18 protein-coding genes and 4 pseudogenes are annotated in these 20609 nt (G+C 38.5%); 6 read left to right on the top strand and 16 right to left on the bottom strand.

The annotated features are described in order from the left end of the window. Positions 1 to 22 precede the first annotated feature (22 nt). Positions 23 to 577: pseudogene (locus AC4CUX_RS11620) on the top strand (aminotransferase class I/II-fold pyridoxal phosphate-dependent enzyme); the annotation flags it as partial. 133 nt (positions 578 to 710) lie between these two features. On the opposite strand, the gene AC4CUX_RS11615 reads toward AC4CUX_RS11620, so the two are convergent. Further along, positions 711 to 1016, bottom strand: coding sequence for a hypothetical protein (locus AC4CUX_RS11615; protein WP_490792410.1), 306 nt, complete (start codon positions 1014 to 1016; stop codon positions 711 to 713). 96 nt (positions 1017 to 1112) lie between these two features. Here AC4CUX_RS11615 and AC4CUX_RS11610 point away from each other — a divergent pair. Then, positions 1113 to 2203 (top strand): IS4-like element ISAba1 family transposase gene (locus AC4CUX_RS11610; protein WP_085947913.1). Its coding sequence is split into 2 segments (ribosomal slippage): positions 1113 to 1653 and positions 1653 to 2203, totalling 1092 coding nucleotides; the frame shifts between segments, so codons are not numbered across the junction. Here AC4CUX_RS11610 and AC4CUX_RS11605 read toward each other — a convergent pair. The 7 genes and pseudogenes from AC4CUX_RS11605 to AC4CUX_RS11575 all read right to left on the bottom strand — a co-directional run bounded on the left by AC4CUX_RS11605 (position 2110) and on the right by AC4CUX_RS11575 (position 8355). Then, complete coding sequence (locus AC4CUX_RS11605) at positions 2110 to 2727, bottom strand: hypothetical protein (RefSeq protein WP_490792409.1); 618 nt, start codon at positions 2725 to 2727, stop codon at positions 2110 to 2112. The two genes, AC4CUX_RS11610 and AC4CUX_RS11605, sit on opposite strands and share 94 nt — an antisense overlap. Positions 2728 to 2845: 118 nt before the next feature. Then, positions 2846 to 3556, bottom strand: a complete 711-nt coding sequence (locus AC4CUX_RS11600; protein WP_201950491.1) for an LrgB family protein — start codon at positions 3554 to 3556, stop codon at positions 2846 to 2848. After that, on the bottom strand, positions 3549 to 3965 hold the full coding sequence (locus tag AC4CUX_RS11595) for a CidA/LrgA family protein (RefSeq protein WP_201950488.1): 417 nt from the start codon (positions 3963 to 3965) through the stop codon (positions 3549 to 3551). The genes AC4CUX_RS11600 and AC4CUX_RS11595 overlap by 8 nt, the downstream gene beginning before the upstream one ends. Before the next feature lies 1 nt (position 3966). Next, positions 3967 to 5619, bottom strand: coding sequence for a nitrite/sulfite reductase (locus AC4CUX_RS11590; protein WP_201950486.1), 1653 nt, complete (start codon positions 5617 to 5619; stop codon positions 3967 to 3969). Between the two features lie 69 nt (positions 5620 to 5688). Further along, positions 5689 to 6510: a hypothetical protein gene (locus AC4CUX_RS11585; RefSeq protein WP_201950479.1), complete on the bottom strand. Its 822-nt coding sequence runs from the start codon at positions 6508 to 6510 to the stop codon at positions 5689 to 5691. Between the two features lie 294 nt (positions 6511 to 6804). Next, positions 6805 to 7170: pseudogene (locus AC4CUX_RS11580) on the bottom strand (Lrp/AsnC family transcriptional regulator); the annotation flags it as partial. Between the two features lie 52 nt (positions 7171 to 7222). Further along, positions 7223 to 8355 (bottom strand): IS3-like element ISAba14 family transposase gene (locus AC4CUX_RS11575; protein ID WP_227555099.1). Its coding sequence is split into 2 segments (ribosomal slippage): positions 7223 to 8103 and positions 8103 to 8355, totalling 1134 coding nucleotides; the frame shifts between segments, so codons are not numbered across the junction. A gap of 104 nt (positions 8356 to 8459) precedes the next feature. On the opposite strand from AC4CUX_RS11575, the gene AC4CUX_RS11570 reads away from it, so the two are divergent. The 3 genes from AC4CUX_RS11570 to AC4CUX_RS11560 all read left to right on the top strand — a co-directional run bounded on the left by AC4CUX_RS11570 (position 8460) and on the right by AC4CUX_RS11560 (position 10577). Beyond that, positions 8460 to 9200: an SDR family oxidoreductase gene (locus AC4CUX_RS11570; RefSeq protein WP_004799257.1), complete on the top strand. Its 741-nt coding sequence runs from the start codon at positions 8460 to 8462 to the stop codon at positions 9198 to 9200. A 73-nt stretch (positions 9201 to 9273) separates the two neighbouring features. Continuing rightward, a complete protein-coding gene (locus AC4CUX_RS11565) occupies positions 9274 to 10272 on the top strand; it encodes a zinc-binding alcohol dehydrogenase family protein (RefSeq protein WP_025651772.1) in 999 nt (332 codons plus the stop codon). 20 nt (positions 10273 to 10292) lie between these two features. Next, a complete protein-coding gene (locus AC4CUX_RS11560) occupies positions 10293 to 10577 on the top strand; it encodes a putative quinol monooxygenase (protein WP_004281848.1) in 285 nt (94 codons plus the stop codon). Positions 10578 to 10741: 164 nt separating this feature from the next. Here the strand turns inward: AC4CUX_RS11560 and AC4CUX_RS11555 are convergent. Further along, positions 10742 to 11356 (bottom strand): annotated as a pseudogene (locus tag AC4CUX_RS11555) (IS5 family transposase); the annotation flags it as partial. Next, a complete protein-coding gene (locus AC4CUX_RS11550) occupies positions 11332 to 11592 on the bottom strand; it encodes a hypothetical protein (RefSeq protein ID WP_227556983.1) in 261 nt (86 codons plus the stop codon). The pseudogene AC4CUX_RS11555 and the gene AC4CUX_RS11550, both read right to left, overlap by 25 nt. A 1958-nt stretch (positions 11593 to 13550) precedes the next feature. On the opposite strand from AC4CUX_RS11550, the gene AC4CUX_RS11545 reads away from it, so the two are divergent. Further along, positions 13551 to 14641 (top strand): IS4-like element ISAba1 family transposase gene (locus tag AC4CUX_RS11545; RefSeq protein ID WP_085947913.1). Its coding sequence is split into 2 segments (ribosomal slippage): positions 13551 to 14091 and positions 14091 to 14641, totalling 1092 coding nucleotides; the frame shifts between segments, so codons are not numbered across the junction. 289 nt (positions 14642 to 14930) lie between these two features. On the opposite strand, the gene fic is transcribed toward AC4CUX_RS11545, so the two are convergent. From fic to AC4CUX_RS11515, 6 genes and pseudogenes are all read right to left on the bottom strand, one after another. Continuing rightward, on the bottom strand, positions 14931 to 16037 hold the full coding sequence (gene fic / locus AC4CUX_RS11540) for a protein adenylyltransferase Fic (RefSeq protein ID WP_489774122.1): 1107 nt from the start codon (positions 16035 to 16037) through the stop codon (positions 14931 to 14933). A 288-nt stretch (positions 16038 to 16325) separates the two neighbouring features. Next, positions 16326 to 16649, bottom strand: a pseudogene (gene ssb / locus AC4CUX_RS11535) (single-stranded DNA-binding protein); the annotation flags it as partial. Positions 16650 to 17174: 525 nt separating this feature from the next. After that, positions 17175 to 18797 (bottom strand): DUF3987 domain-containing protein, encoded by a 1623-nt coding sequence (locus AC4CUX_RS11530; RefSeq protein WP_407079333.1) that lies wholly within the window; start codon positions 18795 to 18797, stop codon positions 17175 to 17177. Positions 18798 to 18831: 34 nt separating this feature from the next. Further along, on the bottom strand, positions 18832 to 19023 hold the full coding sequence (locus tag AC4CUX_RS11525) for a hypothetical protein (RefSeq protein ID WP_407079332.1): 192 nt from the start codon (positions 19021 to 19023) through the stop codon (positions 18832 to 18834). Positions 19024 to 19026: 3 nt separating this feature from the next. Next, positions 19027 to 19242 carry a transcriptional regulator gene (locus tag AC4CUX_RS11520; RefSeq protein WP_201950384.1) on the bottom strand — a complete coding sequence of 72 codons (216 nt, stop codon included), beginning with the start codon at positions 19240 to 19242 and terminating at the stop codon, positions 19027 to 19029. Between the two features lie 100 nt (positions 19243 to 19342). After that, positions 19343 to 20371: a hypothetical protein gene (locus AC4CUX_RS11515; RefSeq protein WP_201950381.1), complete on the bottom strand. Its 1029-nt coding sequence runs from the start codon at positions 20369 to 20371 to the stop codon at positions 19343 to 19345. Between the last annotated feature and the right edge of the window lie 238 nt (positions 20372 to 20609).

Below are 20609 nucleotides of genomic sequence, written 5' to 3'. Positions count from 1 at the left end.
TATTTTTGTCGTGTACAGAGATTTTGATCATAAAAAACCGCTGTCGATGAAATACTTTGATCAGAAAAATTTGGTTTTACACTGCTCTTCTTTTTCAAAAACTTTAGGTGCGGGTTTTCGGATTGGTTGGGTCTATGCGGGTAAATTTTCGGAGCATATTCAGCATCTACAGCTGATGAGCACGCTTTCCGTCAACTCATTTATTCAAAATGCCTTGGTCGATTATTTATCGCATCGACACTATGAAAAGCACTTAAAAACTTTGCGTAACACCTTAAAACGTCTCAAAAATCAGTATTACACTTATTTATCTGAACATTTGTCTGAAGATTATCAAATTCATTATTATCCATCGGGCTATTTTCTTTGGATTACTTTGCCCGAGCAGATCAATGGAAATTTGATTTATGAGCAGCTTTTAGAGAAAAATATCAGCATTGCGCCCGGTTCATTATTTTATCAAACGGACAATGTCCCACATCATATTCGAATCAATTGTTCATTTGAAATCAATGAGCGTATTCAAAATGCCTTAGATGCCTTGATCCAATGTATTTACCCAGAAGCCTTTGAGTAAAAGTTGAATGCTTTAAATCCAAACTGATTTAAAGCATCTTTTTATTTGAAGAGACTCACTGCCCATACTGCAAATATCACCATCCTAGAGATAAAATGACATGATCAGATCGGATCATGCCATTCCTCTCAAGCTAGGTATAAGATTTCTCAGCAATCATATTTTGAAAATAGGTGCGATAGATATAGACACAGCCAAGTGAAAAGCCAGCCATCAGGCCGGATGCAACAGGTAAATACATCACACTGTCTTGTGGAAAGACAAAAACCAAAAATGGAAAGGCATATACCGCAGGAATGCGCATATCAAAGAGCTTGAGCAAAAGAAACATCAAGGGCATATATATAAAGGTGAGCAAGATCCAATCTTGAATCCACAACTGCATAAGCACGGCCATTGAAATCGACAGTGTCAACACAGCAACCTGCTTAAGATACATTTTCAACGAATACATCATCATATTTCTCTGTACACGACAAAAATAGATAACTCATTGAAATAATGTCATAATAATTGTTTTCTAACGACGAATACTATGACACATCTAAATGAGTTATATCTTATCTTAAACAAATCTCTAAAATGGAACAAGTCACATTTAAAGTGCTTTGCGCTCATCATGCTTGTGATTATTTTAAAGCAAACATGTAATCTTTCTTCTGCATCTAAAGCCTTGCCCATCAAGTGCTTACCACAATCATTTTATCGACGTATGCAGCGCTTCTTTGCAGGTCAGTATTTTGATTATCGTCAAATTTCTCAGTTGATTTTCAATATGTTTTCATTCGACCAAGTGCAACTGACTTTAGATAGAACCAATTGGAAATGGGGAAAACGAAATATTAATATCCTGATGCTCGCAATCGTTTATCGTGGAATAGCGATACCTATCCTTTGGACATTGCTTAATAAACGTGGAAATTCAGATACGAAAGAGCGCATTGCTTTGATTCAACGCTTTATAGCCATTTTTGGTAAAGACCGTATTGTGAATGTGTTCGCAGACAGAGAGTTTATCGGTGAGCAGTGGTTTACATGGTTAATTGAACAAGACATCAACTTCTGCATTCGTGTTAAAAAAACTTCATTGTCACCAATCATTTAGGAAAGAATCATAAAATTAGTGATTTATTTCGCCATCTTAAAGTTGGTCAAATTGAATGTCGTAAACGACGGATTTTGGTTGGTCGGGTGAAACTATATATAAGTGCACTACAGTTAGAAAATGGAGAGCTTTTACTCGTCGTTTCTCCTCAGTTTAATGCCAATGCTATTCAGGATTATGCATTACGCTGGGAAATTGAAACCTTATTCAGTTGTCTCAAAGGACGCGGGTTTAATCTTGAAAATACGCGCTTGACAGACCCTAGACGAGTGAAAAAATTGATTGCGGTGTTAGCTATAAGCTTCTGTTGGTGTTACTTAACGGGTGAATGGCAACATGATCAAAAAAAAGCGATAAAAATAAAGAAGCATGGACGACTCTCAATGAGTTTATTTCGCTATGGTTTAGACTATGTTCAAATGGCGATTCAGCGTTTAATTGGTTTTGGGAAAAAAGAAGAGTTTAAGGAAATTTTGGCAATTTTAAGAAGGCAGAATCCTGATAGGATAAGGGTTCTGTGAAATTTGTCGTGTACAGAGATCATATTTAATGATTCGTACACCACCACTGTAATCGGTGGAATCAGTGCCATCGCTTCAACCTTGAAAATAGCAGCGAGTGCAAAACCAATTAAAGTAATACTGGCATACACACCTATTTTTCGTCGATCAAAATTGCCTTTTCTCTCCACACCTTGGTTCAGTTTAAAGAGCACTACACCCAACATCAGGATAAAACTGGTGGCAAAAATCGAAATCAAAAACGATATTTCATAGGCTTGGGTCACAATCGGCAAGAAACCTGTGGCCAGTGCGGGCGGTAATATATAGTTAAACATCCGCATCACGAGCAACATGGCACAGAGAACTAAAACCAGTTTGAATAGATATGAAATTGGCATTAAGTTAATACAGAAGCCTATAACAGCGGTCAAACTGGGTAAAATAAAAATTTTATCTGGCTGATTCAGCCACTGTTTATCTCGATAGACCCACAACCCAACGGCCATCGCCGCCCATTTCAGGCAGAATAATTTCACGATCATTCAGTCCATAGGCAGCTGCCACCATGAATACTATAAAGACAAAGGCCGCGAGATAGCTTTGGGGGCTTAAGATTGTCTTTGCATGTGACATAGGATTCATATTCGATTCCTTGTTGATTTAAAAAAATATAAAGCCAAGTAAATATTTCGTCACTGCAATCAGCGATGGCGCAAATAGCACCATAATGATTCCTGAAATAATCATCGAGAGACTGGCAATGACGCCTTCCAATTTATGCCGCTGTCTTGCTCGAGCTATGCCCATAGCATGTGCGGCATTACCCAGTGCTGCACCTGAGGCAAGGTGATTTTTATATTTAATCCAAAGCAAGAGGAGGTCTCCCAACAACATACCGACTAAACCTGTAATCACGGTAAATAGCGGAATCAGGCTGATAGAGCCCCCGAGTTTTTCGGTGAGCACCAAAGCAAAAGGAATCGAAATGGAACGCGCCAACAGGCTATTTTTAACGATGTCATCAAAGTCCAATATGCTCGCCAAAAACCAACTGCTGAAAATACCCACCAACATGGCGAGGCTGGAACTGAAGAGCAACACTTTAAAATGTTGCTGAATCATGCGGCGATAACGAAATACAGGAATCGCAAAAGCCACCGTGATTGGGCCGAGCATGGCCACCAAATATTGGGTATAAAAGTAATAGTCTTGGAACTGATGCTGTAAAAGAAAGATCAGTATGATGCTCAAGCTAGGAACGACAATAATCGGAGATAAATAGATTTTTTGGGTTCGAACAAAAAGCTGCTTTGCCATGAAATAGCACAGCACGGTCCAAACCAAGTAAAAAAGCCCCCAGCATTCAGTCATACTGATCTTCCTGTTTTGGTTCCTGATTTAGCTCTGGCTGCTTTAACAACAACCGCACGCTATATACAGAAACCATCATCACCAAAGCGGTGCTGATTAAAATCACCAGCAGAATTTTCCAACCACTGGCAATCAATAAATCCTGATATTGAATCACGCCAACCACTGGCGGAATGAAAAACAGCAGCAGTTCAGCCAGTAACAGATCGGCACCGCGTTCAACGTGGGCTAATTTCAACCATTTCATTTCAAGTAAGAACAGCAGCAGAAAAAAACCAAGTACTCCAGATGCCACAGGCAAATTCAGCAGCTTTTGCAAGACCTCAGCACAGCTCCAAACGGCCAAAATAATGATGATTTGGCAGCTCGCAGTGTTTAGCTTTTTCAGCCGAGTTCGGTCATGCAACATCTCAATTTATGTCCGCATAAGCCCGCTCTTTAAACGGCTGGATCGAGACACGTTTGTAGGTTTCTAAAAAAGATTCATACTCCAAACGCAAATCCAGATAAGTATTCAGAATTTCCTCTAGCACATCGGGAATATCTTCTGCAGGAAATGATGGCCCTAAAATATCACCGATGGATGCATCATGATCTGAGTTACCACCTAAGCTAATTTGGTAATATTCAGCGCCTTTTTTATCGACACCTAGAATGCCAATATTGCCGACATGGTGGTGTCCACACGCATTCATACAACCTGAAATGTTCAAATCGACCCTGCCTAAATGATATAAAGCATCCAGATCATCAAAACGGCGAGCAATCGCCTCATACACCGGAATGGATTTGGCATTTGCCAAGGAGCAAAAATCGCCGCCCGGACAGCAAATCATGTCAGTCAGAAAGCCAATATGCGCTCGGGCTAAATTGCCACGATCTAAGACTTGCCACAGTTCAAACAGATCCTTTTGGCGTACATCGGTTAAGGCAATATTTTGCTCATGCGTGGTTCGCAGCTCACCAAAGGTATATTGGTCAGCCAAATCTGCAATTAAACGCATTTCATCGGAAGTCATATCCCCCGGAGCCACACCCGCCCGTTTTAAGCTGATTGTGACTATGCGGTAGCCCGCGACTTTATGTGCATGGGTATTGATATTGAACCAGTGTTTAAACTTCGGATACTGTTGGAACAACGCCTCAAAATTTTCCGCATCTAAAGCTTCATAGGCAAACGGTCGAAATACTGCATCCATTTGCGCTAAAACACTAGGCTGAACTTTGAGCAGTGTTTGAGTATGTGCAAACTCAGCTTCAACTTTTTCCGCAAAGCCCGCTGGAGTGAGGGCTTTCACTAAAATTTTAATACGCGCTTTGTATTTATTATCACGGCGACCATGCAAGTTATATACGCGCATGATGGCATCTAAATAAGCAATTAAATCTTCACGGGCTAAAAATGGCTTAATGACATGTCCCGCTAAAGGGGTGCGTCCAAGCCCACCGCCGACTTTAATTTGATAGCCCAATTCTCCTGCTTCATTTTCTACCAAATAGACCCCAACATCATGAAAAGTCGTGGCAGCACGATCTTGTTCTGGGTGTGCACAGACCGCAATTTTAAATTTACGCGGAAGGAATGAAAACTCTGGATGGAAAGTACTCCACTGGCGAATCAGTTCACAGGTCGGACGTGGGTCTGTGAGCTCCCCTTCAACGACACCTGCATACTGGTCTGTCGTGGTGTTTCGAATACAGTTGCCACTGGTCTGAATAGAATGCATGTGTACCGTAGCGAGTTCCTGCAAAATATCTGGGACATCTGCAAGCTGCGGCCAATTCAGTTGAATATTTTGACGCGTAGAAATATGCGCATAACCACGATCATACTTCTGCGCAACCTCAGCCACCTTACGTAATTGCTCTGTGTTCATTAAGCCATAAGGCACTGCCAAACGTAGCATGGGTGCATAACGTTGAACATATAAACCATTTTGTAAGCGTAAGGGGCGGTATTCTTCTTCGGTCAGTTTTCCCTCTAAATAACGCTGGGTTTGGTCGCGAAACTGTGCGACACGTTCATTCAATAAATTTTGATCAAAGTCTGTATATAAAAACATGGGGATGACCTAGGTATATGCATCAATATGAAAGAAAAGCTGTTTTGAATGGCGCATCAAAAATGCAAGTTAGGCGAAAAAAGTCGCCTGCTTTCGGGACACGCCATGTTGTAAACAAGTCTGCATATACTCGGCATAGACCGATAACTTTTCATAAATATGCTCGGCATAGAACATATCTTCAACCAACTGGATCGCTTGCTGCTGGTTATAACTGCCATAACTCAACAGTAACTGCGCATTCAATGTGGCGAATTTTTCACATAAATCGATATATTGCTGATCTTTGTTTTTAAAGAACAATTTCCGCATATTCCATTCACCGCTGTCGATAATGGCATCTTGCGGATGGAGAGAAATATAGTTAATTTTGACTTTAAAAAACTGTTCCAGCTCTGTGAGTTTTTGTGTATTGAGCACCAATGATGTCACCAAAAAAATCTGAGAGACATCAGTTCGACATAGTGCTTTGATCAATGAAAAATAAAAAAAATCGACATCATTAAATACGCTATCACTCAAATCTAAATAAACATTGAGTGCCTCAAGCACATCATCTATTTTTAGGTTTTGTTTTTGCTCTGCTTGATAGTAACGATTGAGGATATTGAGTACGGTTGGCGTTGCAGGACTGCTATAAATCACAGGATGGTTCAAATTTGCCAAGATAAAAGGCGCAAATAAAAATGCGACCTCGGCATGTTCTGCTTGAATGGCAGACTGCACGATATATTGAACTTTAGCGCTTGAAAAATCTCGTAAAACTTTAGCACGCAGCAAAGTCGCTTCTAAGTTTAAATACTGCTGCGCAAGTAGATGTTGCAGTTGATCTGAAAGACTCTGCCCCTCAACCAATTCAGAAATTGTATTCAGTTGCTGTGTTATAAACATTACGCCACCATCAAGATTGTGATCCCTTCTTGAATCAAATTTTCAGCTAGTTTGGTGCTAATGAGTAGCTACAGTAAGGCTTGAAAAAACTATAACAGCGTGCCTCCTTCTCAAGTTTTATGGGTACAAAACCATCAAAATTAGAAAATAAATTCGCTATTTAAATAGAAGCCAATCCCCTCATGGCGTTATTTTGAGTGCCTAAAAATTCAGAAACTACTCTTCTCTTTTCCTATTTCAAGCTGACTGTTTAGCCATTGAATCTAAAATGGAATATAAAAAGGAGAATAAAAGTTATGGCTGACAAGACACCTCTAAAGTTGTTTTGATCCTTTCTAACACAACGGTGGTTTTAAACCATTGCACATTGGCATTATGATGAAAAAGCTGATCACATAAGGCTTGAAACCGACTCATACTTGGCACCAAGAGTACCAACATAAAATCCGCCTCACCTGTTACGTAATAGCACTGCTGTATTTCTGGAATTGAAAAACTTGCTTTCAACTCGTCAAGGTCAGTCACATGGGTTTGATTGACGCGAACCTCGACAAAAATCGTAATCACTTGTCCCAATTTGTCTGGATCAAGCACCGCGGTATTACCAATAATATAGCCACTGTCTCTTAATTTTTGAATGCGACGTTGTACAGAGGTGGTCCCACTTGTTTGAACAACTAAAAGCGTATTTATAAGTGATATTCCGCTCTAGTTAAGCCACCTTGTTTTGTTGGGGTAGCTGATCATAGTAAAACTCATTTGGTGTCATTTTGTCTAGACTCGAATGAGGTCGTTTCAAATTATAAAACTCAAAATATGCACTTAATTGCTTTTTCGCATCTGTGACACTGCTATAAGCTTTGAGATACACCTCTTCATATTTAACGCTCCGCCATAATCGTTCAACCATCACATTATCTACCCATCGACCTTTACCATCCATACTGATTTGAATGCCATTTGATTTCAATACATCAATAAATGCATCACTGGTAAACTGGCTGCCTTGGTCTGTATTAAATATTTCAGGTCGACCATATTTTTCAATCGCTTCATTTAAAGCCGAAATACAAAAATCCACCTCCATACTAATCGATACCCTATGCGCAAGTACCTTGCGGCTATGCCAATCAATCACAGCACATAAATAAACAAAGCCTTTTGCCATAGGGATATACGTTATATCCGTAGACCACACTTGATTACTGCGCTGAATAGCCAACCCTTTGAGCAGATATGGATATTTACGGTGAGCTTGATTAGCCTGGCTTAAATTTGGTTTGCAATATAACGCCTGAATACCCATTTTCTTCATTAAAGTACGTGTATGACGTCGTCCTATATGATGTCCTTGACGATTCAATAAATCACGCATCATACGGCTACCTGCAAAAGGGTATTGCATATGTAACTCATCCATACATCGCATCAGCTTCAGATCTGATGCACTCACAGGTTTTGGGCGATAGTAATAACAACCACGGGAGACTTTCAGCAGCTTAGCTTGCTTAGATACTGAAATCTGAAGTGAGTCGTCGATTAACTTTTGTGGTTGAAGCGGCCCAGTTTCTTCAACACACCTTCTAAAAAATCAATTTCTAATGCCTGCTCACCGATTTTTGCATGTAGTTTTTTTAGATCGATGGGTGGTTCTGTTGGAGCTTTTGATTGATCGAAAGCTTGCGAGGAAGCTGAAATCAGTTGATTTTTCCAGTCGATAATTTGGTTTTGATGAACATCAAATTCAGCACTCAATTCAGCAAGTGTTTTTTCTGCTTTAATCGCAGCAAGTGCTACCTTAGCTTTAAAATCATTTGAATGATTTCTTCTTGGTCTACGTGCCATAAAATACTCCATATATTGATGTTTATAACATCATTTGAGGAGCAGAATATCACTTATAGGAGTTGTTCAAATTTACGGATCCATCTCTGTTGAAGGTTACTTGTATGAATAATATAGAAAATAAAGTTATTGTTATCACTGGTGCAAGTAGTGGTTTAGGTGAAGCTACTGCTCGCTTACTTGCTAAAAAAGGTGCAAAGGTTGTACTTGGTGCTAGACGTACTGAAAAATTAGAGGTTATTGTTCACGACATTCGTGCTGAAGGTGGTCAAGCTGAATTTATTGGTATGGATATAACCAAACCACATGAAGTACAAGCACTTATTGAAAAGGCATTAAGCGCATTTGGTCAAATCGATGTATTGGTAAACAATGCTGGATTAATGTCTATTGCACCATTAAGTGAGCTAAAAGTTGATGAATGGGATCGTATGATCGACATTAATATTAAAGGTGTTCTTTATGGTATAGCAGCTACACTGCCTGTTTTCCAAAAACAAAACTTTGGACACTTTATTAATCTCGCATCTGTTGCAGGGTTAAAAGTATTTAGTCCAGGAGGTACTGTTTATAGCGGTACTAAGTTTGCTGTAAGAGCCATCTCTGAAGGCCTTCGTCATGAAGTTGGGGGAACAATTAGAACGACTACTATTGAGCCTGGTGCAATTGAGTCAGAACTAAAATTTGGTTCTTCTCATAAAGAAAGTTCAGAGTTTGTTACTGATTTCTACAAACAAGCCATACCAGCTGACTCAGTCGCTCGAGCAATTGCTTATGCAATTGAACAGCCTGCGGATATAGATATTAATGAAATTGTTTTGCGCCCAACGAGCCAAGAGTTTTAATTATTGAATAACATAAAATGGGAGCACTTCGCTCCCATTTTTACTATATTTTTTTAAAGTTGAGGACAAATCTATGAAAGCCGTATCGTATGTTATAAATAACCATGATGATTTTAAAAATTCATTGGTAGATATTGAAAAAGCGAAGCCTACGCTTAAGGAGCGTGATGTACTGGTAAAAGTTCAGGCAATCTCTGTGAATCCAGTTGATACTAAAGTGAGAAAAAATTCGTCTGAAGCAAATAATCGTATTTTAGGTTGGGATGCCGTTGGTGAAATTATTGAAATTGGCTCAAAAGTTACCTCGTTTAAAGTAGGAGATTCTGTTTGGTATGCTGGCGATTTAACCCGAGATGGTAGTAATGCTGAGTTTCAAGCAGTCGATGAACGAATTATCAGTCTTAAACCAATTACAGTATCTAATGCAGAAGCAGCAGCATTGCCATTAACTGCAATAACGGCATGGGAAATGCTGTTTGATCGGTTTCAAATTTCAGAAACAGAAGTTGGCAGTATTTTAATTATTGGTGGTGCAGGTGGTGTAGGATCAATCGCTATCCAACTCCTAAAAGCAAAAACAAATCTGACTGTTATAGCAACAGCTTCACGTGAAGAAACGAAATCTTGGGTGGAATCACTGGGTGCCGACCATGTCATTGATCATAGCAAAGATTTAAATGCACAAATCGAGACACTAGGCATTGAAAAACCAAAGTATGTATTCTCTACAAATCATACAGAAACCTATATCAAGCAAATAGTTTCTCTGATTGCACCACAAGGCAAGCTTGGATTGATCGATGATCCACAAACATTTGATATTATGCCGTTTAAGACTAAATCTATTTCTATCCATTGGGAGTTGATGTTCACCCGTTCAATGTATGAAACCGATGATATTGAAAAGCAAGGTGATCTATTGCAACAGGTTGCTCAATTAGTTGACCAGCAAAAAATTAGAAGTACCCTCAACCAAAATCTAGGCAAAATTAACGCTGCAAACTTGGAGAAGGCGCATAAGTTACTTGAATCAGGTAAGTCAAAAGGCAAAATTGTACTAGAAAACTTCTAAAACAAATTAAAGGTGAAATAATGACTATTTCAGTAATTGCGAACTTTAAGGCAAAGTCAGATCAAAAAGAGACGTTAGAAGCGCTTTTAAAAAGTGTAATAGAGCCTACGCTTCACGAAGAAGGATGCTTGAAATATGAGCTTTATATTAGCGAAAATGACTCGAGTAGATATTTCTTCTTAGAAGAATGGCGTAGCAGGGAGGATTTAGATATCCATATAGCGTCTGATTATATTCAAAGTTTATTTGGTAATATCCAATCGCTCATTGAATCCAGTGATATTGTAGAAATCAAAAAAATATAGCTGTATTCGGACGTTATGATGAAGTATTCTTCAAATTAACATAGGGACTTAGAAAGCTAACAAAAAATGGGAGCTATAAGCTCCTATTTTTTCTGGTTTTTTTCATTTTTAGGGCGTTGTTGCACAAAGATTTGAAAGGCAAAGCGCCCCTAATTGAGGCAAATTTAAGGCGTAACTTGGGTAAGTGGTCGACCTAATTCAGTAAATCTGTTGAGGACAGTTACACGTGCATGAATCTCATTGACTTGGCTATCAAAGCTCCTTGCACTGAGTTTATCTCCTAATAATTTAATGCAGTGCATCTTAGTTTCAACCAAACTTCGCCGATGATAGCCTGACCATTTTTCCATAGTGCCCTGCCTGAGAAGCACTGCTTCGCAAGATTAACTGTTCGAAGTAATTCATTTCGCTCTAGCGAGCTGCTTGTTCTTTGTATCTTTCTATGGTTTCGCATTTTTTCTAGGTGGAATCAGCGCATGCGCTTGCCGATCTGCAATGTCCTGACGGCATCGTTTTGTGTCATAAGCACCATCTGTATAGACAGAATCGATTTGTTCATCTAAAGGGATTTGAGCAAGTAAATCTTCCAGTACCTGTGAATCACAGACATTATTTGCGGTGAGTTGTACAGCACGTATTTGAAGGGTTTTAGCATCGATACCAATATGAAGCTTACGCCATTGGCGGCGATATTCAGGTCCATGTTTCTTACGCTTCCATTCACCTTCACCTAAAAACTTTAGGCCAGTAGAGTCTACGAGTAAACGGAGACCACCACTTTCCAAAATGCTTTTTGTGCAAGAGGATATTCTGATGGATCAGCATGCCCAATCACTTTGAATTGATACATGACTTTAGATATTGGTTGAGTCACATAGACATAAACAATATCGTTAATTTGTAGGCCTTTACCTTCAGTTGTTGCTGAGTTTTTCCAATAAATTTCAGGTAAAGCATCAAAGGCTTTTTCTAAATCAAATTCATCGTAATTAACAGTAACTAACCAATTCGCCATAACAATTCCCCTTAACCGAACCACATTTTAAAATGCCCATGGGTGGCATTTGAAATGTGACCCTGCTCCCTCAATTGAGGGACAAGGTACGCCGTGGGAGATGCTCACATATTCCAGTCTGATAGATCAATCGACTACATTTAAAATGTAGTGAAAAGATATACTCAAATTTGATTGCATTAAAACCACGCTTTAACGCTCTGCCTCGCACGCCCATGCGTTTCTTTTGATTATACGAATAGGTAGCTCAGGTTTACTGTGTTTTATTGAGGGCAGTCAAAAGGGCTAGAACCTTATAAAACCTGAAATCAAAACCTAGCAAGACCCAACATTAGGACGGCAAGATAGAACTATAGAAAACTTCAGGTTGTTATCAATTATTATCGTTTGAACTTAGTAAAACTTAGTCTTAGAACCTATCAAAACCTGTGGTCTGTCTGCATAACTGCTAAGGTTAAAACAGATCAAAATTCTATACAGTTCTATACGGCGAATAGAGTTTTCCTTGATGTACCTTGATGAAATAGGTTTTTCTCAAAATGACGATAAGCCTTACTGTACATACCTTACAGCCAGTTTTTACCATATTTAATGAGCAACTCATCAAGGAAAAGTATCCAGTTTTTCTATGGTCGGATTAGATGAAATTACCCTTACGTAGTCTTACGAAACACCTTATCGTCAAAATTGCCGTAAAGCTTGCACCGTGTAGGCTTAAGCCTGTTTTTATGCCATTTAAACGTGAGTGGCGTAAGGGTAAATGTGATGCCCTAAGCAATCGTACTGGTTCAGTTGATTTATACTTATCTTGCTTTACGTAGCTTTACGAAATAAGAACCATCATTTCGCTGTAAGTCTTTCTATATATGATCTGCTTATCAATTTCCACCAATACGCCGTAAAACAAAAATTACTTAGATGTACTTAGATGGAATAGGCTCTTTTTCAACTATCTTGTGATACGTACTGATACGAAATTAAAGATCAAAAGTCGCCGTGTCCCTTATAGTTCTTGGCATACATACGAATTTTAGTAAGTGAGCTGTATCACAAAAAATAAGCCGTCCTTGTATCTCTAAAATTGAGGCATTTTGTACGACCTAGTACGACAAAACACGTTTTTCTTGCATGACGTAGCATGACAAAACGCACTTTTCTCAAAAGCTCTAAAACCCTTATATAGCCTAGCTTTTAGTGTATTTTTAGGGGTTATTTTATTGACATCTTGTCAAGCAAAATATAAATACCCTGTCGTACAAGATTTAAAGCCTTTTTGCGACACGTAGCGACACAGAACGGTATATGTACCAGTGCGTTTTAACCCTCATAGATTTGAAATCCATAAGGGTAGAATTTCGGATTCTAAATCCTGAATTTGTTATACGTAGTCATACGGATTTACTTTGACGTACCTTGACGAAACGCCACTTTAAAAAACTCACTTAAAACGACTGTAATGCAATACTGGCAAGGCTTTCAATTGAATATACATGCTGTTTTATGTGTGGGTCTGTCAAAGTAAATTGCCTGTGTCTTGTATGACAAGATTTAAGCCCTTTTTATTTATTTTGTTGTACGTAGCTGTACGGATTTACTTGGACAAAACACAACTTTCAACAATGTACATAAAAGAGCTGTGATGCTTTATTTGTAAGGCTCTCAATGGGTTTTCAATGTGGTTTGAAACATAAAGCCGTCCAAGTAAATTACACCAGTGTTGTACAACAAAATACTCGGCGTTTTTCATTCTACGTTGATGGAGTGGTGGAAATGGCACGTAAGTTGATGACATTTAGAATATGACCAAGTTTTTGCTATACGTAGCTATACGAAATGCGCTTTTTTAGGTTGACGTACGTTGACAGAATGGGGATTTATAAAAAATGGCTCTGTACACGACAAAAATAGATAACTCATTGAAATAATGTCATAATAATTGTTTTCTAACGACGAATACTATGACACATCTCAATGAGTTATATCTTATCTTAAACAAATCTCTAAAATGGAACAAGTCACATTTAAAGTGCTTTGCGCTCATCATGCTTGTGATTATTTTAAAGCAAACATGTAATCTTTCTTCTGCATCTAAAGCCTTGCCCATCAAGTGCTTACCACAATCATTTTATCGACGTATGCAGCGCTTCTTTGCAGGTCAGTATTTTGATTATCGTCAAATTTCTCAGTTGATTTTCAATATGTTTTCATTCGACCAAGTGCAACTGACTTTAGATAGAACCAATTGGAAATGGGGAAAACGAAATATTAATATCCTGATGCTCGCAATCGTTTATCGTGGAATAGCGATACCTATCCTTTGGACATTGCTTAATAAACGTGGAAATTCAGATACGAAAGAGCGCATTGCTTTGATTCAACGCTTTATAGCCATTTTTGGTAAAGACCGTATTGTGAATGTGTTCGCAGACAGAGAGTTTATCGGTGAGCAGTGGTTTACATGGTTAATTGAACAAGACATCAACTTCTGCATTCGTGTTAAAAAAACTTCATTGTCACCAATCATTTAGGAAAGAATCATAAAATTAGTGATTTATTTCGCCATCTTAAAGTTGGTCAAATTGAATGTCGTAAACGACGGATTTTGGTTGGTCGGGTGAAACTATATATAAGTGCACTACAGTTAGAAAATGGAGAGCTTTTACTCGTCGTTTCTCCTCAGTTTAATGCCAATGCTATTCAGGATTATGCATTACGCTGGGAAATTGAAACCTTATTCAGTTGTCTCAAAGGACGCGGGTTTAATCTTGAAAATACGCGCTTGACAGACCCTAGACGAGTGAAAAAATTGATTGCGGTGTTAGCTATAAGCTTCTGTTGGTGTTACTTAACGGGTGAATGGCAACATGATCAAAAAAAAGCGATAAAAATAAAGAAGCATGGACGACTCTCAATGAGTTTATTTCGCTATGGTTTAGACTATGTTCAAATGGCGATTCAGCGTTTAATTGGTTTTGGGAAAAAAGAAGAGTTTAAGGAAATTTTGGCAATTTTAAGAAGGCAGAATCCTGATAGGATAAGGGTTCTGTGAAATTTGTCGTGTACAGAGAAAAAATGGCTAAAGCCTTTCTATACATGGGTTTGAATGGGATTTAATGCCTAATTTCTATCGCATACCGTCAACCTAAATTTAAACACCCTGTATAGCTATATTCACGATGTTTTTGTCGATCAAAATGTTAAAACAATTGGTTTATTTTTTAATATTTTATGGCGATATGTCGTAATTAAATGTCAAAAATCTTGGCGAACTTGGAAGTAAATCTTCTATGTTTAATTAGCCAATAAAAAAGCCCCTCAAGCTAAGGGGCTATTACAATTTATTTGTACGGCGTGAATTGGTTGCTATCGTCTTGTAAGAGATTTAATAGTTTAGGATGAATAAAAAGCTTCTCTTTTCCTAGTTGTAATTCATGCAATACACCAATTTCTACAAGTTTTTTTAAGTATGTTGATGCTGCTTGGCGCTTAGCTATATTTTTGTCAACTAGGTTGGATATACGACTGTATGGTTGCTCAAAAATAGTATCAACTAGCTCACGAGTATAAATTTTATCTGCATGAGTTCTTATGTATTCAATTGTATGCTCATGTAGACTTTTGATAGCTGTAATTTTAGATATAGTCCATTCACTGGTGTTCTTGACCGCTTGTAGCATAAACATTACCCAAGAACGCCAATCACTTTCTTTGGTCACATTGAGTAGCAACTCGTAATATTGTGATTTATTTTGAATAATGAATCGACTTAGATAAAGAATAGGCAAGCTTAATAAGTTGCAATCCATAAGGTAGAGAATATTTAAAATTCTTCCTGTACGACCATTCCCATCAATAAAAGGGTGAATTGCCTCGAATTGATAATGAGCTATAGCCATTTTAACCAAAGGGTCTAATTCTTCATTGTAATGAATAAATTTTTCCCAATCGGACAATAATGCCCGTATTACATCTTCGCCTACTGGAGGGGTATAGATAATTTCACCAGTATAACTATTTTTTAAGGCAGTGCCCGTTGTTGCTCTAATCCCTAAATCCACACCTTTAATTGTTTGGCATATCTCAACAGTTGTGCCTGTACATAGAGGTCGTTCTTTAATTGATTGAACCCCTTTATACAATGCAGTTCTATACCTTAAAGCCTCTTTAGTTGCATGGTCTGCATGTTCATCACCCTGTGCATGCTGAAATAGTTTGTCTGTGGTTGTGACAATATTTTCAATTTCTGAGCTGTCTTTGGCTTCTAATAGCGGAATAATATTTATTAGAATCGTTTGATTCGGTATCAACTCCCCAGCTTGTTTTAATTCAGCTAGTGCCGATCTAGCTTCAATACATAATTTTAATACAGCTTTATTTTCTACATCTTGTGATGGGGGAAGAAAGGGTAGAGTGTTATATGGTTGATCTGCTTGCCATTGACTCATTACAGTTATCTCATTTTGTGTCGATTACAATAAGAAAAATCGACATGATTTTTAGTTTATGTCGATAGGATAAACATAACACGACCTTCATGTCGATATATTTAATAAAAATCGACATGAAGTTGTAATTATGTCGATGCAATAAACATGACTATATAAATATGTCGATAAAAACTAAAAAATCGAACATGAGTTTTTGTATATGTCGATGGTATAAGCATATTAATGGTCATGTGTCGATTTGAATAAAAAACATAAGCCCCTTAAAAGAGAGGAGCTTTATTTTTAAAGCAACTGCAACACGTCTGCCCGAATCTCTGTTACCTCTCGATCTACGCTGTTTTGGTCTTTCCATTTCCTAGTACGCAATGAACCCTCTATATATGCCTTACAGCCTTTCTTGAGGTACTTATTGGCAACATCCGCTAAACGTCCGTTGGTGCTGATTCTGTGCCACTCTGTAGCCTCTTTGCGTTCTCCAGTGGTCTTGTCTTTCCAAAACTCAGAAGTTGCTACGCTGAATGTGGTAACGCTTCCACCATTGGGAAATTGTTTAGTTTCAGGGTTACGACCCAGCACACCCATGACAGTGACTTTATTTACGTTTGGCATCTTTTACCTATCAAATTTATATATTTTCTTAGAAGTCTTGGCTTAATGGCTTAATTGCGCTGTAAGGCTTATGTAGTAAGGTTTTCCACTTAGCCAACACCCTAAAAAGCCATTGGCATAATGGCTTAATCAGGATAATTTATTTACTCATTAAGCCACTATGCCACCACATAAAACCCTATCATGCTTAATGGAAAGCCTTTTATAGCAAGGCTTTCAAGGTGATTAAGCCATGAAGCCACCATTTCTAGCAAAATAGGGTTAATTAAGATGTGTCGTGTTCTCCCTACTGATTCAACTTTTATATATTTCCCTAGAAACCTTGCGATTTTGCGATTTCATCTTGTAACCCTTACGTATCAAGGCTTTCAATATCGCAAGCATGTGATTTGCGGTTTTGCATTTTGCGATTCCTTGCATCAATCGCAAAGGAATCGCAACTTATCGCAGTGCTATCGCAACCTATATTGCGATTCTCAAGCCCTTATGCAGTAAGACATACAGCTTTAAATCGCAAAAACGCAGTCATTCTAGTAATAAAGGGTTTAATTCAATGTATGTGGATTTGTTGATAGTGACCAATCGAACATAATTAAATTCAATCAATTCATTGATACAAGGGTCAAATTCTTTGGCTTTTCTTAGGTGTGACGGCGCACCTTTCATAGCCAATGTTTTAGAAATACTACTTACTTTTTGCTCTACACATTTTCGAATAAGCCACTTAATCAGACGTTCAGCATCACTTTCCGTTTTGACCTCAATATCTGCATACATTGCCCATTCATTGAGTGAATGCTTAACGACCTCACAAGCCCCTGTTAAGGTTTTGGCATCAATCCACTGTAAGCCCTCAAAATAAGCGAACACAGTAGCTAAGCGCCGTGCTAATTGACTGGCACGACTAGCAAATGCTTGTAGGTATTCGTAGCGCTTACCTTTGCCCTGCAATTCTTCAAACATGTTGTAGAACGATGCATCTATTTCCCTTGCTTCCTCATTCATGGGAATGACATAACGCCCATTGTGAAGTTCTTGCCCTCCTTGTGGTCTAGGACAGTCATCGAGCAAGTATTCGCACCGTGTCCAGTAAGCAATCAGTCTATGGTCATGATTGGCATTCATAGATCGGTAAATGGCATCTTGTAGGCGTGTCCCTGCCAAGTTCTCAGGGATGGTTAAGATGAATCTCGGCAAAAAGCCTTGCCCCCTTAACACTGGGTCTTTCAAGGCATCTGATAAAACCTCATGCTGTCCCTGTAAATTAAAGGTCAATCGCCCATCATAAGCACGACCACTCCCGTTTAAATTGGATTTAGATCGAGTACGCTCCACAAAACCATCATCAAATAACTTGGCATAGCCTCCAATGGCTTGGGTGCGGGTATCTCCTTTCATGGTATAGCCACCAAAGAATTGACCTGCTTCATCACTGGCAATGGATGCATTGTTTAATATGCCATCCACATATAGCCCTGCAATGGATTCCAAGGTGATGTCACTGTATAAGGTACTTGGGTCATGTGATGGGGGATTCTCAGTACCGTATGCCTCCTTATCCTTTTTATTTAACCCTGCTTGACCGCTTTTCCATTGTTCAAGGTCACGGCGGTATAACTCATATTGTTTACGCTCATGCTGAATAATGGCCTTGTCTGCCATATTACGACTGGTACTTTTACGACTTCCGCTTTGTCCCTCGGTGAGTAGATATAAACTACATGGCTCACCTTGAGGGTTGAATGGGTGCGGTGCATTTACGTGCGCTTGAGCGATATGTGACATAGTCCCAATGACACATTGAGCTGTCATACCAATTGGCGCTTGCACATGCTCGGCTATCGCTATCACAGCATCCCTTGCCAGTGGTGGTAATGCATGGATTGGATAAGTGCTATTTACGGATGTTTCAGCCTGTACCAATGGTAAGAGTTCACCCCATTGATTAGGGGGTGATAAACGCTTGATAGATTCATCAATGAAGATTGTCACATCCTCCGCATCATCATCCTTGTACAGCTCAATGAGGTAATCGGTTTTAATGCCTTGCTCATCAATCACGATATGTTGATTCAGCAAGCGAAGCGCCGTGTCCTGCTCTAGCTTTTGAAATCCCTCGAGCTGGATATGCTCGGGGCGTACTGGCATATAGAGCTTGGTATATCCTGCCTTTGAAAGCTGATTAATCACAAAAATCAAAGGGCTTAAACTCGGTATGTGGAGCATCACATAGGCTTGGCAATATGATCAATGCCACGGCGTAGCCTGTTTGGGCAATCTTAAAGAATGCCTCTAGGTTATAAACATCCTTTGCCACGGCGTTTAATTGTCGACTGGCATTTAGGGCAATGGCTTTGATTTGGGTCTTAGTCATGGATTAAGCCCCCAATACTGCAAGGCTTTGCATTTGCTTGTTATGCCATTCGATCAATTGAGCATAATCAAAATAGACTGAGGCCTGTTTGCTCTCCCCTGTCTTAATTGGTCGGGGAAATGAGGCATCAGTGCGCACGATATGACGCAATGATTCACGGCTTACGTCCAATAACTCGCAAGCTGTTTTAAATTGAACTCGGATTGGTTTGATATTCATAAAAAAACCCATACATGAAAGAATATGGGCTTAGTATGTTTTTGATTTTTATATTGTAATAGTAAGCAACATCTACTTAATAGGGATTAAGCTTAGGTTCCTACCCATTTCTAGGCCTTCCCGCTTGTCTTGAATATGGGTATTTAATTGCTATAGGTTTAATCCATTCCTCAATACTTTTTGCTGTTTCAGGCAATTCATTTTTGTGCTCTGTAGAAACCAAAATACTTTTCAATGTCTTAGCCATCTCACCAATTTTTATTTCTTGTACTTTATCTTGCATCCACAAATAATCAGCTAATGTTCTAGCTGCAAACTTTGCATCAGATTTGCTCTGACTAATTCCTGTTTTATGGCTAGCTGTTATACATTCATCATCATCTTGAATATCTCTACTATTCAAATTCCTCAATTTACCCGTCTTAATTAATTCTAACTCATCATGCGTTATATACATGTTATCTCTAGATAAAGGAAGTTTTATTGCATCATGCAACCCATGCCCTGCAACATATGGGTTTAGTATTTTATTTGTCCTATCCTCTGTTATGGAAAGGGGGACGGGGACAGAAATATCACTACTAAATATAAAACATGAGCATGATTTTTCTGTTTTTTTTAATTTAAATAAAAAATTTCCTAAATGGGTATTTGAGTCAGCAATATATCTAGCTTTTATATCATCCTTATCTGGGTTAAAATTTGAGCGCTCGGTGAATGGTAGGCTTAGAGCTTTTTTTTCATCCAAAAAAACACCATATGGATCATAAATATAATATTCAAAAAATGATTTATAATGGGACTTGTCACAATAATTAAAACCAAAACTCATTAATGACTTAGGATCAATTTTTAAAAAAATATAGTGAGTATTTCTATTAATTAAGTAGCTTCCGTATACGTCAAGCTCCTTTTCGTCACCTTCATATTTTGCGTGAGTATTAGCAAGTAAACCAAAATCATGAGTTGGTGCCAAAATATGTATCTTACCATTCCCCCCCAAGCCAATAAGGCTATCCACTGTCCATAAGTCGGTATCACCAAAATAATTAAGAATATTTGATGCCTGTTCTAATGAATAATAGTGAAGTGATGGAATAATAGTATTAGGCCTTGATAATTTACTCATATATACCTTCCCACAGCATCCCAAAAAAATAGCTAAGTCAATCAAATTTGGTGGCTGCCTTTCGGGGATCAACCTAGACTTAGCAAACTGAATATAAACGATATTTAATTATATTTGTGTATGTTTGGATAAGTAGTAAGACAAGCTATGTCGCAAATGAATCTCAAACCGCTTGCGAAGCGTAAAGCCATATGTAGCAAGGCATACAAGAGAAAAACGCAAAATCGCAAGGTTTCTA

The sequence above is a fragment of the Acinetobacter sp. 231_lipA genome (genome assembly GCF_058243005.1).
The sequence above is the reverse complement of the archived record's forward strand: the minus strand, read 5'-3'. Positions and strand labels throughout refer to the sequence as shown.

What these genes read in the sequence shown, in the direction of transcription:
- AC4CUX_RS11615 (WP_490792410.1), bottom strand. Translation starts at nt 1,016, where the DNA reads ATGTATCTTAAGCAGGTTGCTGTGTTGACACTGTCGATTTCAATGGCC.
- AC4CUX_RS11605 (WP_490792409.1), bottom strand. Translation starts at nt 2,727, where the DNA reads ATGATCGTGAAATTATTCTGCCTGAAATGGGCGGCGATGGCCGTTGGG.
- AC4CUX_RS11600 (WP_201950491.1), bottom strand. Translation starts at nt 3,556, where the DNA reads ATGACTGAATGCTGGGGGCTTTTTTACTTGGTTTGGACCGTGCTGTGC.
- AC4CUX_RS11595 (WP_201950488.1), bottom strand. Translation starts at nt 3,965, where the DNA reads ATGTTGCATGACCGAACTCGGCTGAAAAAGCTAAACACTGCGAGCTGC.
- AC4CUX_RS11590 (WP_201950486.1), bottom strand. Translation starts at nt 5,619, where the DNA reads ATGTTTTTATATACAGACTTTGATCAAAATTTATTGAATGAACGTGTC.
- AC4CUX_RS11585 (WP_201950479.1), bottom strand. Translation starts at nt 6,510, where the DNA reads ATGTTTATAACACAGCAACTGAATACAATTTCTGAATTGGTTGAGGGG.
- AC4CUX_RS11570 (WP_004799257.1), top strand. Translation starts at nt 8,460, where the DNA reads ATGAATAATATAGAAAATAAAGTTATTGTTATCACTGGTGCAAGTAGT.
- AC4CUX_RS11565 (WP_025651772.1), top strand. Translation starts at nt 9,274, where the DNA reads ATGAAAGCCGTATCGTATGTTATAAATAACCATGATGATTTTAAAAAT.
- AC4CUX_RS11560 (WP_004281848.1), top strand. Translation starts at nt 10,293, where the DNA reads ATGACTATTTCAGTAATTGCGAACTTTAAGGCAAAGTCAGATCAAAAA.
- AC4CUX_RS11550 (WP_227556983.1), bottom strand. Translation starts at nt 11,592, where the DNA reads ATGGCGAATTGGTTAGTTACTGTTAATTACGATGAATTTGATTTAGAA.
- fic (WP_489774122.1), bottom strand. Translation starts at nt 16,037, where the DNA reads ATGAGTCAATGGCAAGCAGATCAACCATATAACACTCTACCCTTTCTT.
- AC4CUX_RS11530 (WP_407079333.1), bottom strand. Translation starts at nt 18,797, where the DNA reads ATGCCAGTACGCCCCGAGCATATCCAGCTCGAGGGATTTCAAAAGCTA.
- AC4CUX_RS11525 (WP_407079332.1), bottom strand. Translation starts at nt 19,023, where the DNA reads ATGACTAAGACCCAAATCAAAGCCATTGCCCTAAATGCCAGTCGACAA.
- AC4CUX_RS11520 (WP_201950384.1), bottom strand. Translation starts at nt 19,242, where the DNA reads ATGAATATCAAACCAATCCGAGTTCAATTTAAAACAGCTTGCGAGTTA.
- AC4CUX_RS11515 (WP_201950381.1), bottom strand. Translation starts at nt 20,371, where the DNA reads ATGAGTAAATTATCAAGGCCTAATACTATTATTCCATCACTTCACTAT.